Here is a 14,426-nt window from a genome sequence, read left to right on the forward strand (position 1 = left end):
GTTAAATGAAGCAAGTGGATATTATCAGAAGACTGTCCGAGGTTCCAATCTTCAAGGAATTATGTACACAAGAACTTGAACCCATCGTAAAAATTGCACAAACCCGATTTTATAAACATAAGATGTATGTTTTCATGCAAGATGATCCACTTGATAGAGTCTTCTTTATTCATAGTGGAAAAATTAAAATCTATAAGACAGACCAAGCTGGGAAAGAACAAATCATATCCGTTCTCGAACCTGGAGAGATGTTTCCACATGCTGGATTTTTCAGAAAAGGTAATTTTCCCGCACACGCGGAAGTTATGGAAGATGCTCATTTAGTGGTAATTCCTATAGACAAGTTTGAAGAAATATTAATTTCCTATCCTGAGCTCTGCATTAAACTTTTTAAAGTGTTAGGGGAAAAAATTGTAGACCTTCAAGGAAGGTTGGAAGCGCAAGTACTTCATAACACATATGAACAGATCATTTTATTACTTATTAGATTATGCAAAACTAACGGTGATAAGGTTGGAGATCGATATCGGTTTACCACTCAATTTACGAATAGAGAATTAGCCAATATGATTGGTACTTCTAGGGAAACCGTAAGCCGCACAATAAATCAAGTTAAAAAGAAAGAATACGTCATTCAGGACGATGAGGGATATTACTTAATCGACCGTGAAGCACTTCAACAGGAATTATTCTATTAAAATTAGAGGAGTTGTCATAAATGGAACAACGAATTATTGAACTTGATGTCCGCGAGGATTTAAAAAATAAATTGGAACCTTTCCAAAAGATTATGGAGGCCGTTAAGGAGTGTAAAACAAATGATCTCTTTATCCTACATGCCCCGTTTAAACCAGTTCCACTTTTCAGCGTACTAAAGGCAAAAGGTTTTACCCATGAGGAAGAGGAAATTGATAAAAAACACTGGAAAATAACCTTTACAAAAACAAGATGAATAAAGAGCGATAAAGTAAAGAATTTTAGGACATGGAAGGTGAATACTGTGATATTAGATAATCGGGGGTTAGAACCCCCACAGCCAATGATGAGAACGTTAGCCGCTTTAGAAACATTGAATGAAAATGAGGTTTTAACAATAATAAATGATAGAAGACCCATGTTTCTATACGAACAGTTGGAAGAATTGGGCTACAAGCAACGAACAGAACAACAAAATGACGGAAGTTTCAAGATTGAAATCTTCCGGTAAGTAGGTGATCATGTATGCTTCCTCAATCTATGGGAAGTGAAACTAATATTAAGCTTCCTATTTCCTTTATCTTTTTTAGTTTGATTGCATTGGTTCTTTCCCAATTGATACTATTAATAAATGGTCACATGTTGACAGCTGGAAGCTTTAGAATTCCTGCAATCTGGTCTTCTGCTCATTTATTAGTCTTAGGATGGGCATTGATGGCCGCAATGGGCGCTATGTATCAGCTAGTACCTGTAGCATTTTTAACAAAAATATGGAGTGAAAAGTTCGGTTTTATTCAATTTGCTATCACAGCATCAGGAATTCTGTCCTTTTCTGGTATGTTATATTGGGCACCGCAAAATGCCTTGATCCCTGGAAGCCTTACACTATTGGGAATAATGATGTTTTTATTTCAAATGTACATGACATTAAAAAAACAAGCAAAGCCGAATATTCTTACAGCATTTGTTGGCACAGCATTAGTTTGTTTATTTATTACTATCATCTTGGGAATTACAATGATTTATAGCCTGAAAACAGGTTTTGGTGCTGCCTATTATCAATCTATTTTTAAAAGTCATTTATTACTGGGCGTAACCGGTTGGTTTACATTACTAATTTTTGGATTTTCTTATAAAATGGTACCTATGTTTTCCCTATCCCACGGATTCCCAATGATACATGCTAGATTTGTTTATGGGCTTTATACTGGAGGTCTTGTCACTTTATTGACTTCCTTCTTTATGGATAATCATATTCTTTTAAAAATGGGGTTCTTTTTACTGTTAGCAGGATTTTCCGTTTTTAGTTATCATATAAGCATTATTATAAAAAAGCGATTGAAAAAGAAGCTGGATAAGCCTTTTACATTTGCATTAGTTGCGATCGGATTAGGGAATATCCTACATTTAGCTGCATTCATCCTAGTATGGACAAAATCCATAACCACTCTTGCTGGTCCATTCATTTATTGCTATTTATTTTTATGGGTTGTCCTGAGCATAATCGGATATCTCTACAAAATCGTTCCATTCCTGTGGTGGACCTATAAATATAGTAAGGAAATTGGAAAAAAAGCGGTCCCTTCCTTAAAGGACATGATGAATGAGAAGATTGTTGTTCCTCTCTTCTTGTTTTTCATTCTTTCAGTATTAGTGATCTTTGTTTCTTTTGTATTAAAAGTAACGATTCTTTTTACTATTGGCCAGATGATTTTGTCGGTGGTATTTATTGTATTTGCAGTTAGTATTTTAAGCGTTCTAAAAAAATAGTGAGGTGTACATCATGAATGTAAAAGAAAAAGTCCTAGCAGCATTAAAAAGTGTCTACGATCCAGAATTAAATATCAATGTGGTTGACCTTGGATTAATATATAATGTTGAAGTTTCTGATGAAGCTGATGTTATCATTACCATGACATTAACAACACCTGGCTGCCCGTTGCATGATAGCATCACAACAGGTGTCAGATATTGTGTTCAAGGACTGGAAGAAACAAGAAATGTGGAAGTTAATCTTGTTTGGGAACCAGCATGGTCCCCAGAAAAAATGACACCAGAAGGTCTAAAGCAATTAGGACGTTAAAAGAAAAGCGGAAGCGCCAAAATTGGCGGCTTCCGCTTTTTTCGTTTTTATTGTTCTTTTGCTTCGGTAGGCAATGCATTCTTAACTTTTTGTAGTACCTCAGAATCGATGTCTTCATCTAATAGGATGTGGACTAATCCCTCATCAGTTTCACTCCTGATTAAACGTCCTATTCCCTGACGCAGGCGAAGGAGCATATAAGGTAAGTCCACCTCTTCAAATGGATGAGCAACTCCTTCTCTTTTTGCAGTAAAAACAGGGTCATTAGGTGGATATGGTAGGGAATAGATAAACACGTTTTCAAGTGATCTTCCTGGGATGTCAAGTCCTTCCCAAAGATGAATAGAACATAGAATTGCCTGCTCTTCATTTTGAAACTTGGAAACAAGCGTACTTATTTCTTCATCTCCTTCAAAATAAATTGGATATGGAACAGCCCCTAATAGCTTACTTTTCAAGTAGGTCAGTTCTTCTTTATTATTTAAAAGGATAAGTGCACGACCCTCGGTTTTCTGAATCATTTTTACAAGGTATTTTGTTTTTTCAACAAAATTGCCAGTTGAAAACCGCGGGAGATAGATTTTCATTTTTTCATCATAATCAAATGGCGATGAAACAGAAAATGACAGGTAGTCTTGTACACCAAGACTTTTAGCAATATAATCAAAGGACTTTTGATTAGCCAGTGTTGCTGAAGAGAAAATAAACGGTTTCTTCTGTGAAAATACCTCTTCTCTCATCACTTCTTCAACCATTTTTGGCATAATGACAAGTGTCCTTTCACCCCTGTTCTCTTCAAACCAAGTAATTCCGTTTAATTCTTGTAGAAAAAGTGATAATGAGTACGTAATTTGTTCTAAATACTCCTCTACAATTCTTAAGTCATATTCATTAATTACATATAATTCACTTTCAAAAACCAACTCTTCCTCAAGCGCTTGAAGAGTCGAGAGTAGTTTTCTACAAGATTTCATTACTAATGGATGTTTAGTAATTATTTGTTTTTCTGAGCCTATTGATTGAGAGGAAAATTGTGAAATGGTGTTAAAAAATGCTTCATTCTCTAGTAAAGCCTCATCAATCGTATACAATGTCTTTTCACGTACTTCGTTTTCCATTAACCTAGTTAACAGTGTTTCCAAAGTGTAATCGGTAAAGCGGTAACTTAATGCCTTTTGTGCGGCATATTCAAGTAAGTGTCCTTCATCAAAAACAACAGATGAATGTTCAGGTAATAATGGGAGCTGTCCTTCTCGTTTTCGTGATTCTTTCGTCCAAACGTGTTCCATATAAAAATCATGGGAACAGATAATTAGATCTGTTGAATGACGATAATATTCACGGTGTAATGTCAGACCACATCGATGGCGTTTTTCACAGGAAAAACAATCCTGTAGGGAATCCCAATTAACATTACTCCATTTGTCATCAGAAAGACTTGGAAACTCCCTTCTGTCACCATATTTCTCAAACGCTTGCATCGAGCTTCCTGTGTGAACAAAATCAGGTAATTTCTCATAGATTTCAGAAATATCATCTGAAAAGTCATTATTCCTCACTTGATCAAGCTTCTTTAAACATAAATACTGATCCCTTGATTTTGCCAAGCGAACATCGATATTTAATCCAAGTACTTTTTCCAGTTTCGCAATGTCGCCCTCTTTTTTCACAAGCTGTTCAATCAATGTTTCATCTGCACAAGCAATCACTGCAGGTCTATTGGTATACCGAGCGTACATAATCGAGTAAAGTAAATAAACAATCGTTTTTCCTGTTCCTACACCGGCTTCAGCAAACATTATTTTTTTGTCCTTGAACGCTTTTTCTAGTTGAAAAGCCATGAAAATTTGCTCATCCCTTAATTCAAATCCAGCTTCTGGCAATATATCATAAAATAAATCGCCAATCCATTCACTTAATTTGTCATAAAAGGATTCTGTTTTTGAGATTTCAAACGGCATCCGATTTTGCATAATATCCCTCCAAAAAAAGAAGAGCGCCTCTATTAGACACCCTAGTTCTAAAGAACTTATTTTTCTTTTTACTATTTAATAATAGCTAATTACTTCTATTCCTCTTGTCTTGGTGGACGCTTTCCCCAGTATTGGTATAGATCTGTTCTAATAAAACCATTGAAAAGCTTTCTTTTCTTTGTAGCTGGTTTTCCGTAAAATTGCTCAAACTCTTCATTTGAAGTCATAATATAAATGGACCATGTATCTAGCTTGCTAAGTGCTTGACCCATTTCTTTATACATTTGTTCAACAGCCTTCTTTTCCCCCAGTCTTTCACCGTAAGGAGGATTTCCTACTATTACTCCATATTCCTTCGTTGTAGAGATATCTCTTACTTGCATTTGTTTAAATTGAATTAGGTCCCCAAAACCAGCCTCAAAAGCGTTCTCTTGGGCGATTTTTACCATTCGGTGATCAATATCTGTACCTAAAATATCTAAAGGCTGATCATACTTCGCCAAATCTTCCGCTTCACTCCGTGCCACATCCCATACCTTCTGAGGGATCCAATTCCAGCCTTCCGAAACAAATTCTCTATTAAAGCCTGGTGCTATATTTTGCCCAATCATGGCAGCTTCAATTGGAATCGTTCCTGAGCCGCAAAATGGATCCATGAACGGTCGGTCAGCTTTCCAATTTGTAAGCATAACAAGAGCAGCTGCAAGGGTCTCCTTTAACGGAGCCTCCCCTTGATCAATACGGTAACCTCGTTTATGAAGACCCTGGCCGCTAGCATCAATTGTTATGGTTGCAACATCCTTTAGCAAAGCAACTTCAATACGGTAAAGAGCACCACTTTCTTCAAACCAGGTGCTTCGCTTATAATGTTTTTTCAGCCGTTCGACAACAGCTTTTTTAACAATTGCCTGGCAGTCAGAAACACTAAATAGCTTTGATTTGACTGATTTACCTATAACAGGAAATTCAGCATCCTCTGGAAGGAATTTTTCCCATGGAAGTGCTTTTGTCTTCTCGAATAATTCATCAAAGGTATAGGCCTTAAATTCTCCAACTTTAATTTTTATTCGGTCTGCTGTTCTCAGCCATAAATTACTGCGTGCAATCGCAGATTCATCTCCAGTGTAGATTACCTTTCCATTTTCAACCTCACAGTCATACCCTAACGACCTAACCTCTTTTGCAACTAGTGCTTCGAGTCCCATCGCCGCAGTGGCGATTAATTGATATTTTTCCATTTTTTCACCCTTAACTTATTACATGTATGTATTGTTTACTTTACAGAATTAACCTATGATTTGCTATCATTATTGACAAAAAACACTTAACGAATGCAACTTACTTAGTAAAATAATAAAAAAGCTCCCCTATCAGGAGAGCCGTTTATATCCAGCATACATTCCCATTAATAACGTTCTGTAAGCCATGTTCTGTACCATAGTACTGCAAGCGACTGTTAGTCTCGTACTTAGGTGGTAATCATCTATCTACAGATTCATAAAGAATCTGTCCTTCTCCTCGTTCAATTCCTCAGAGAAAGCGCCCCTACCATAATTTGGGTTTCTCGCTCGTGGGGTTTACCCGTTCCACCCTTTCTATTTCTAGAAAGGTTACGTCACTGTGGCACTTTTATAGGTATTCATACCATATCCTAATGGACTTAGGTATTTTCCCGGCCGTCAACTGGATGCTAGACCCAGCTGCCCTAGCTTATGATTTCACTAGGCACGAACACTACAAGCATCGCAGCTTGTGCGAGCATGGACTTTCCTCTACAAGATGCAAAGCACCTTGCAGCGATTACCCGAACGTCATTAATGAAGACATTTATTATTATATGTAATTCATGCTGTTTATTCAATGGTTATTATTAGGAAATGACCTTACAATCTGTTAATCGTAGAGTTTATTGCCAAAAACATGTTTTTCTAAGTTAGATAATCGCTTTAAAATATCGAAGTTCGTCGTTCCGGCAGGTTGTGCCACTGGCTGTCTTTTCGAACTATCTTCTACTTGTTTACGAAGTCTAAGATTTTCTTGCTGTAAATCCTCAATTTCCTGATGAAAAGTTTCATAATCCTTAATTATTAAATCTAAAAATTTATCAACGTCTTCTTGTTTATAACCACGTACACCAGTCTTGAACTCTTTTTCTAAAATATCCTTAGCCGTTAACTTAACTTTATCGGAAAGCATTAAAATCACCTCAGTATTCGCCAATCATTACCTATTATTTTTTCAAAAATATGTGCTTTTGTCAATTTTCTTTTGTTTTAAGAAATGAATGATTTATAAATCATTATAAAAATATGCAAAAAGAGGACTAAACATACCTAATAATCCATTTGTTTTAATTGCTCTTCTTCGACAATCGTTTGTAAATCGTAAAACGTAATTAACTCTACAGGGTACTCGTGATTTTTTTGAAATTGTATAGCCATTTCATACAGGTATTTAGGGCTTCCCTCTTTTTCCAGGTCAAAAAAAAGGAGAAGACCGTCACTCTTTTCAATAAAAAATTGATTTTTTAATCTAAATTGCCATGGTTTTTCATATCCCTTTTTTGTTACAGAATCAATAAAATCTGCTCTTGCAAGAACGGATTCGTACCATTCTTTATTATTTTCGTTCCAAGATGCTTGCTGGTCAAGGAAAGGAGTGATGACTGCCAGTTTTACCCCAGGATAATCGGTTTGTAAATCAAACAAAACTTCGGCCGCCCATAATTCAGCTCCCAATTGTCCACTAATTAATACCCATTCTAATCCTTGTTCCACCATTGGTATTAAAGCCTTCTTAAAAGCCGCTTTAATATATTGGACAGATGGGTGATCCTTCTTAAAAATTCCTAATTCAAATGGTTTATATCCTGAAATCGTAAGCACTTTTATCAAAGAAATGTTCTCCTTTATATAAAAATTTTAAAATAGGACAAACATTTTTATCAAGCAAGCATACAATATTGTAAACATAAATAAAAAACAAGGGCTAGAAGCCCTTGCAATTGAAACATTCTCCTTAGGGACGCGGTCCCATGAATGGTCCTGGTGCAAAGCCTGGAGCACCTGGTCCAAAGCCTGGGCCTCCTGGTCCAAAGCCCGGTCCTCCTGGTCCAAAGCCCGGTCCTCCTGGTCCAAAACCCGGTCCTCCTGGTGCGAAACCTGGGGCTCCCATTCCCATACCTGGTACGGCATTCGGAGCAGGCATTGCAGCTGGCATAACACCTGGTGCACATGGGTTACAGCAGTTAATATGCTGATTACATTCCTCTTCGCAACATGATGCTGTTTGTGGGCAGAAGTGTTTATGTTGGTACATATGGTGATTTACCGTTGTAGTGTGTACTGGATGAATATGTGGCACCACCGTTGTTGAAAAAGTGTGGTTCACAATTTGTTGTGTCGGATGAATGACTGGCGGCATAAAATTAGTTCCTAAATACATTATAATGCTCTCCCTTCAAATATTCTGTTTACATTAACAGCCTATGTTGAAGGAGTTACTCTTGTACTAAGGAAAACACCTATTTTTTACAAATCAGAAAATTCAAAAAGTCTGATTATTTATTAATGTTTAAATGGACAAGCAATCTATAACATCGAATAAAAGCTATCTTTCAAGCTTGTAAAAACAACAGCAGTCAAACATACGACAATAAAAAATAAGAATAAAATGGCTTTATACAATATTACCAGCTCCATAAGTTTTATAGTCGTTTTTTTCTCAATCCAATTTCAAATTTTACCTTTTTCAACTACAATAAACAATATGGAATTGCTGGTTTTTTATAATAAATTGTTAAAAATTCGTGGCAATTAATCGAACTATGGCGAAAATAACCATTTAACTAATAATTTTGACGAATTTTGCGCTTACCTGGGAAATTTCGCAAATTTTCGTTCTAAACGTTTAAACCTGTTTTCAAGCTGCTCCAAGGATATTTGTCCCTTCAAAGACTTTAGATTTTTCGATTGATTTCGTAGGTAAATCGCTTTTTGGCAATATTCAATTGCACGTCGGAACTCTTTATGTCTATGTTCAAAAATTTTCGCTAACTCTACACAAGCTTTTAACATCATTTCTTCTACACCGGATTCGACAACATCCTCGAACAATATCCGAGCTTGCTCCCAATTACCTTCTTTTTTCAATTGAAACGCAAGGGTAAGCTTTGCTTGAAATGACGTAACATCTCTTTCTGTAGTAAGCTTGGTCAATACTTTTTCAGCTTCCTGATTCTCTCCTAAGGTGGAAAACCAACGACCCACCTCATATGTTTCAGCCCTTGTCTGATTTTTATCGATTCCACACAATTGAAAGGTTAAATGGGTATACAAAGTAACGAGCGAAAGGATGTCTATCTCATTATGTTTTAAAATACCAAGCATCCCTTCAGGTTGATTGCTTTCAATAAAATCAAAATAAATCATCGGTGCTAAAAATCCTGGAATATCATCTATCCTTTCAACACCCAATACCTCTTTTTCAACAATTGACAATTTTAGGCGCTCCAATTTGTGCTTCCATAGCCTTCTTGCAGCATGGAATAAATCAAAGTGTCCAAATTTCGGTAACTTTGGTACATGCTCTCTCACAAGCATGTGTCTTGTTTTCACCTGTGGCCAATCAAACGATTTTCCATTATAGGTAACTAATGTTTTATAATTGACGTTTTCCAAAAAGCTTTGGTATAAAGGAACCTCCGCTCCCGGATGAGGAAGAATATGTTGCCTCAAAATCAGCTCTTCTCCAGAAAAACTAGCATATCCAAGCAAAAAAATTGTATTCCCCACTCCACCGCCAAGACCTGTTGTCTCTGTGTCAAAAAAGAATAATTCCTCCGCGTTATGTCCTTTTGCTGACAAGGGATGATTAATAGACTGCTTATTCCATACATCAACAGCGGTAAGAAAATCACGAAAACAGTATTGTCCATGCTTCTGGGAAAGTGGATATTTCACTTCTCTAATTAAACAGAAATCCTGGTCCATAAAATACGGAACAACACCTTCTTGCTCCCATCGTTCCCTGTAAGGAACTTCTTTGACTGGGATCTGCGTTGGAAGAGGTTTATTAACCTCTCCTGTTACTCCTGCTGATAAATGAGGTTTTAGCCGATTCAACTTGTTTTTTAAAGACATGACTCCACATCCTTGTCAATTCCAGAAACACGAAGGAATGCTTCAAGAATGTTTAAGGCATCCTTTTTAGCTGTCTCACTTACTGTATCTGTTCCAATACACGATGGACATCCTGATTCACATTGACACCGAATAATCATATTTTTTGTTTCTATGAACACCTTAGCCATGCCAGTGTATAATTTTTCACTTAAGCCGATTCCACCGGGATAACGATCATAGAAAAATATGGTTGGCTTTTCATTATGATCCGCTTTTACTTGTGGTGTCACATGGATGTCTTGAGGGTCAGCCATTACAAACAGTGGAGCGATGGACCTCAGTGCATGTGCAGTACCAATCAGACCTTGTTCAAGCCGCTCATGTCCCATTTCGCCAAGTGGTCTATTTAGTGAAATCCAAGCCGCATTCGTATGAAGCTCCTCTTCTGGAAGATGGATCGGTCCGGAGCCTATATTTTCGTGTGTTTCAAATTTGATTTTTTTAAAAATTGTTGCCATAGCCCTTACACTTACATCACCAAAACCTATTTCTGCCTGCTGCAATGGTATAAGTTTGTCCACTTCTAATACTTTTAATTGAACGGCTAAATTAGCATCTGTAAAATAGTCAACGTCCACTTCCCTCACGAACGCCTTCTTTTCTTCCCAATCCAATTTTTCTACTTGGTACTGGTTACCTTGATGCAGATAGATAGCCTCATCATGTAGGAGTGTCATGGCCGAGAAACGGTCCATTTCTCCAATTACTTTCACATTTGCCACATCCGATTGATCTACAATTATCACATTCTCTTGAGATGCCGATCGCAAACTAATATTATGTGCAGGGAATGAATCATTCATCCAGAACCATTTATCCCCATTCCGATATAGAACTCTTTCCTCTGTTAAATACTCCAATAGTTCTTCCGTCCCAACAGTACCAAACTGTTCTCCTGCTTTAAATGGCAGCTCGTAGGCAGCGCATTTCATATGGTCAATCAAGATAATCAGGTTATCAGGATTTATCCTAGCTGTCTCTGGGCTCTTTTCCAAAAAGTATGCAGGGTTTTGAATGATATATTGATCAAGTGGGCTTGAACTCGCCACCATAATAACAAGAGCTTCTCCATGACGCCTTCCTGCCCTTCCTGCCTGCTGCCAAGCGCTGGAAATGGTACCTGGATAACCAGTCATAATGCAGACCTGGAGTTGACCAATATCAACCCCTAATTCAAGTGCATTTGTGCTGACAACACCGTATATCTCTCCTGAGCGCAGCCCCTTCTCAATTTTTCTTCTTTCTGTTGGAAGATATCCTCCTCGATAGCCCATTATGGACTTGTCCCCTAACTGATTCTTTACCAACTCCTGCAAATATGTCAGGATGATCTCAACTCTTACTCTACTTCTTGCAAAAATAATCGTTTGAATTTTATTTTTCAACAATTCTCCCGCTATTTTTCGAACCTCCAGAGTTGCACTTCTTCTAATATTTAACGGCTTGTTTACAATAGGGGGATTATAAAAGAGAAAATGCTTTCTACCGCTTGGTGCACCGTTATTATCAATAAGACACATTTTTTCTTCTGTTAATTTCTCCGCTAGTTCTAATGGATTTGCTATGGTTGCAGATGTACAAATAAAAACTGGGTTGCTTCCGTAGTACCGACAAATTCTCTTCAATCTTCTAATTACATTGGCAACATGACTTCCAAACACTCCACGATATGTATGGAGTTCATCAATAACAATGAATTTTAGGTGTTCGAAAAGAGACACCCATTTTGTGTGATGCGGGAGGATCGCTGAGTGAAGCATATCAGGATTTGTAATCACTACATGTCCAGCCTGTCTTACCCTTTGGCGAATATTAGCAGGTGTATCGCCATCATACGTATAACTATTAATATCTACCCCTGCTGCTTGAATAATTTCATTTATTTCAGTTTTTTGGTCCTGGGCGAGCGCTTTAGTAGGGAATAAATACAATGCTCTCGAATTAGGATTCTGTAGAATCGATTGGAGAACTGGGAGGTTATAGCAAAGGGTTTTCCCTGAAGCCGTCGGTGTAACAGCAACGATACTTTTCCCACCCATAGTTTTCTCATAGGCTGATTTTTGATGGATATATAGCTGCTCTATTCCCTTTGTTTTTAATGATTGTTTCAACACCGGGTTCAACTCATCTGGGAGTGAAACAGATTGTGCTGGTTTTTCCGGGATCGTATGCCAAGTAACAATATTTTCTTTAAAATCTTGTTTCAATTTCAATTCTATTAACATTTCTTGCAGGCTTTTCTTTCCATACATGCTCTTCACCTCGTTACTTCTATTCCAGCGAATGAACGTTCGTAAAAAAAGTATATCATAAAAATAAACTATTGATGGAATTTTTGTTACAATAGAAGATAACTGAAATAAATTTGTAGGTGATGGAATGAAAATAGAAACGATTAAGAAAGTTCTTTCGGAATTCTCGCTTTTTCGAGAATTAAATGATCTAGAATTAACAAAAATTACTGACATCGCTATTGCTCGAGATTGGAAAAAACAGAGCCATGTGTTCCTTCAAGGTGACCCGCTTGAAAATGTTTATTTTATTTATGATGGCAAAATTAAAATTTACAAAAGTGATATTAATGGGAAAGAACAAATTGTAGCCATAGCAAAAAAAGGAGAAATGTTTCCTCATGTTGGTTTTTTTAGAAAAGGAGATTACCCAGCATATGCTGAAGTTATCGAACCATCAACACTAATTGCTGTTCCAATATCAAAATTTGAATCTGTGCTTATAGAAAATCCTGAACTATGTATTAAAGTGTTTAAGGTACTTGGTGAAAAAATTGTAGATTTACAAAACCGATTAGAAGAGCAAATTTTGAATAATACGTATGAACAGATTATCAAGCTGATCATTCGCCTTGCACAAAAGCACGGTCAAGAAAAAGGTGATGGAACCATTCTATTAAAATCAGAATTCACCAATAAAGACTTGGCCAACATGATTGGTACCACACGGGAAACTATCAGCCGAACACTCACTAAGATGAAAAAGGATGAATTAATCGAAGTAGATGAAGAAGGCAATATGATTGTTGACATAGAGATACTAATGGAAGAAATTCATTTAATCTAAAAAATAAACAAAAACCCGTCAAAGACGGGTTTTTGTTTATTTTACAGCAAGCTGAAGCATTTCTTCCATATCTTCTTTTGCCGTACCAATTAATTTTAAGTTAAATGTTTCTTGGAGGACCTGAAGAACTCCTTCAGAAATAAATTCTGGCGGCTTAGGTCCAATGCGGATATCTCGGATACCTAAGCTGAAAAGTCCAAGCAGAATAGCAACCGCTTTTTGTTCAAACCAAGATAATACAATACTTACTGGAAGCTCGTTAATTTCACATTCAAAGGCATCAGCTAATGCCATTGCAATTTTCACCGTTGAACCGGAGTTATTACATTGCCCAAGATCGATGTATCTTGGAATATTTGTCCCAGGAATAACCCCATAATCCACATCATTAAAGCGGAATTTTCCACAAGAGGTGGTTAAAATAACTGCTTCTGGTGGCAGGGATGTTGCCAGTTCACGGTAATAATCACCTCCATGCCCAGGAGCATCACATCCAGCAATAACAAAGAACCGCTTAATCTTCCCTGTTTTTACCGCCTCTATTACTTCAGGTGCCAAGCCTAAAACAGTTTCATGATGAAACCCTGTTAGTAATGTTTCATTTGAATCTACTGCCGCTTCAGGAAGCTCTAATGCTCTCTCAATTAAAGGAGAAAAGTCATCGTTCACAATTTTTTCTACATTCTCTAGTCCGGCCACTTCATATGTAAACATTCTATCCGCATAAGTCCCTTTAATTGGCATAACACAGTTTGTAGTTGCCAGGATAGCTCCAGGAAATGCCTCAAAAAGGCGGCGCTGATCATACCATGCTTTACCGATATTACCTTTTAAATGGGTATATTTCTTTAATGCAGGATAACCATGAGCGGGCAGCATTTCAGAGTGGGTATATATATTTATGCCCATTCCTTCTGTTTGCTTTAATAACTCTTCTAATGCAAAAAGGTTATGTCCAGTAACAACAATACATTTCCCCTCAATTTTATTTTGACTTACACGGATAGGCTCTGGAATGCCTAGACGATTTGTATGGGCTTCATCAAGCATTCCCATCACACGGACAGCTGATTGCCCTACTTTCATCGCCATGTCGATATGTTCCTGCACGTTAAAGTTAGAATTGGTTAACGTTAAGTATAATGCTTCATGTGTGGTTGCATCTACAAAAGCATCTGTATATCCTAGTTGGTTAGCATGTGTTCGATAGGCTGCTATACCTTTTAATCCAAAAATAATCGTATCTTGTAAACTGGCAATGGTTTCATCTTTTCCGCATACTCCAATAACTTTACAACCACCTGATGGTGTTTGTTCACATTGATAACAGAACATGTATTTTTCCTCACTTTCCTAAAACTACTGCCTAGCATACAAACAATCACCCAATATTAATGTGATATATATCACAGA

General features: G+C 37.1%; 14 protein-coding genes and 1 other RNA gene. 6 read left to right on the forward strand and 9 right to left on the reverse strand.

Annotated features, from left to right (window positions below; translation table 11 throughout):
• Nucleotides 1-5 precede the first annotated feature (5 nt).
• The 5 genes from AC3A54_RS01355 to AC3A54_RS01375 are packed head-to-tail and all read left to right on the forward strand — an operon-like array spanning nt 6 to nt 2,779.
• Nucleotides 6-698, forward strand: coding sequence for a Crp/Fnr family transcriptional regulator (locus AC3A54_RS01355; protein WP_487653108.1), 693 nt, complete (start codon nt 6-8; stop codon nt 696-698).
• Between the two features lie 20 nt (nt 699-718).
• Nucleotides 719-952: a DUF2249 domain-containing protein gene (locus tag AC3A54_RS01360; RefSeq protein ID WP_309861234.1), complete on the forward strand. Its 234-nt coding sequence runs from the start codon at nt 719-721 to the stop codon at nt 950-952.
• Between the two features lie 48 nt (nt 953-1,000).
• The gene (locus AC3A54_RS01365) at nt 1,001-1,207 is read left to right on the forward strand and encodes a DUF2249 domain-containing protein (protein WP_308083426.1); all 207 of its coding nucleotides are present in this window, start codon (nt 1,001-1,003) and stop codon (nt 1,205-1,207) included.
• Between the two features lie 14 nt (nt 1,208-1,221).
• Nucleotides 1,222-2,466: a hypothetical protein gene (locus AC3A54_RS01370; RefSeq protein WP_487653109.1), complete on the forward strand. Its 1,245-nt coding sequence runs from the start codon at nt 1,222-1,224 to the stop codon at nt 2,464-2,466.
• A 13-nt stretch (nt 2,467-2,479) separates the two neighbouring features.
• Nucleotides 2,480-2,779, forward strand: a complete 300-nt coding sequence (locus tag AC3A54_RS01375; RefSeq protein ID WP_487653110.1) for a metal-sulfur cluster assembly factor — start codon at nt 2,480-2,482, stop codon at nt 2,777-2,779.
• Between the two features lie 47 nt (nt 2,780-2,826).
• Here AC3A54_RS01375 and AC3A54_RS01380 read toward each other — a convergent pair whose 3' ends face one another.
• From AC3A54_RS01380 to AC3A54_RS01415, 8 genes are all read right to left on the reverse strand, one after another.
• The gene (locus AC3A54_RS01380; RefSeq protein ID WP_487653111.1) at nt 2,827-4,752 is read right to left on the reverse strand and encodes an ATP-dependent DNA helicase; all 1,926 of its coding nucleotides are present in this window, start codon (nt 4,750-4,752) and stop codon (nt 2,827-2,829) included.
• Nucleotides 4,753-4,847: 95 nt separating this feature from the next.
• Nucleotides 4,848-5,990, reverse strand: coding sequence for a THUMP domain-containing class I SAM-dependent RNA methyltransferase (locus tag AC3A54_RS01385; RefSeq protein ID WP_487653112.1), 1,143 nt, complete (start codon nt 5,988-5,990; stop codon nt 4,848-4,850).
• 176 nt (nt 5,991-6,166) lie between these two features.
• Nucleotides 6,167-6,564: RNase P RNA component class B (gene rnpB / locus AC3A54_RS01390), an RNA gene on the reverse strand.
• An 81-nt stretch (nt 6,565-6,645) separates the two neighbouring features.
• Nucleotides 6,646-6,948, reverse strand: a complete 303-nt coding sequence (gene gpsB / locus AC3A54_RS01395) for a cell division regulator GpsB (protein WP_308083421.1) — start codon at nt 6,946-6,948, stop codon at nt 6,646-6,648.
• Between the two features lie 137 nt (nt 6,949-7,085).
• Nucleotides 7,086-7,643, reverse strand: a complete 558-nt coding sequence (locus tag AC3A54_RS01400) for an SLOG family protein (protein ID WP_487653477.1) — start codon at nt 7,641-7,643, stop codon at nt 7,086-7,088.
• Nucleotides 7,644-7,770: 127 nt separating this feature from the next.
• A complete protein-coding gene (locus AC3A54_RS01405; RefSeq protein WP_487653113.1) occupies nt 7,771-8,196 on the reverse strand; it encodes a CotD family spore coat protein in 426 nt (141 codons plus the stop codon).
• 428 nt (nt 8,197-8,624) lie between these two features.
• Entirely contained in the window at nt 8,625-9,893 is a 1,269-nt protein-coding gene (locus tag AC3A54_RS01410) for a ribonuclease H-like domain-containing protein (protein WP_487653114.1), read from the reverse strand.
• A complete protein-coding gene (locus AC3A54_RS01415) occupies nt 9,884-12,187 on the reverse strand; it encodes a DEAD/DEAH box helicase (protein WP_487653115.1) in 2,304 nt (767 codons plus the stop codon). Before AC3A54_RS01415 ends, AC3A54_RS01410 begins: the two co-directional genes overlap by 10 nt.
• A 127-nt stretch (nt 12,188-12,314) precedes the next feature.
• Between AC3A54_RS01415 and AC3A54_RS01420 the strand changes: the two genes are divergently transcribed.
• Nucleotides 12,315-13,013: a Crp/Fnr family transcriptional regulator gene (locus AC3A54_RS01420; RefSeq protein ID WP_335528847.1), complete on the forward strand. Its 699-nt coding sequence runs from the start codon at nt 12,315-12,317 to the stop codon at nt 13,011-13,013.
• A gap of 36 nt (nt 13,014-13,049) precedes the next feature.
• On the opposite strand, the gene hcp is transcribed toward AC3A54_RS01420, so the two are convergent.
• A complete protein-coding gene (gene hcp / locus AC3A54_RS01425) occupies nt 13,050-14,348 on the reverse strand; it encodes a hydroxylamine reductase (protein WP_487653116.1) in 1,299 nt (432 codons plus the stop codon).
• Between the last annotated feature and the right edge of the window lie 78 nt (nt 14,349-14,426).

It is taken from the genome of Neobacillus sp. Soil_C_43, from assembly GCF_057656715.1.

Coding starts and splice junctions, on each gene's coding strand:
- AC3A54_RS01355 (WP_487653108.1), top strand. CDS start 6: ATGAAGCAAGTGGATATTATCAGAAGACTGTCCGAGGTTCCAATCTTC.
- AC3A54_RS01360 (WP_309861234.1), top strand. CDS start 719: ATGGAACAACGAATTATTGAACTTGATGTCCGCGAGGATTTAAAAAAT.
- AC3A54_RS01370 (WP_487653109.1), top strand. CDS start 1,222: ATGCTTCCTCAATCTATGGGAAGTGAAACTAATATTAAGCTTCCTATT.
- AC3A54_RS01375 (WP_487653110.1), top strand. CDS start 2,480: ATGAATGTAAAAGAAAAAGTCCTAGCAGCATTAAAAAGTGTCTACGAT.
- AC3A54_RS01380 (WP_487653111.1), bottom strand. CDS start 4,752: ATGCAAAATCGGATGCCGTTTGAAATCTCAAAAACAGAATCCTTTTAT.
- AC3A54_RS01385 (WP_487653112.1), bottom strand. CDS start 5,990: ATGGAAAAATATCAATTAATCGCCACTGCGGCGATGGGACTCGAAGCA.
- gpsB (WP_308083421.1), bottom strand. CDS start 6,948: ATGCTTTCCGATAAAGTTAAGTTAACGGCTAAGGATATTTTAGAAAAA.
- AC3A54_RS01405 (WP_487653113.1), bottom strand. CDS start 8,196: ATGTATTTAGGAACTAATTTTATGCCGCCAGTCATTCATCCGACACAA.
- AC3A54_RS01410 (WP_487653114.1), bottom strand. CDS start 9,893: ATGTCTTTAAAAAACAAGTTGAATCGGCTAAAACCTCATTTATCAGCA.
- AC3A54_RS01415 (WP_487653115.1), bottom strand. CDS start 12,187: ATGTATGGAAAGAAAAGCCTGCAAGAAATGTTAATAGAATTGAAATTG.
- AC3A54_RS01420 (WP_335528847.1), top strand. CDS start 12,315: ATGAAAATAGAAACGATTAAGAAAGTTCTTTCGGAATTCTCGCTTTTT.
- hcp (WP_487653116.1), bottom strand. CDS start 14,348: ATGTTCTGTTATCAATGTGAACAAACACCATCAGGTGGTTGTAAAGTT.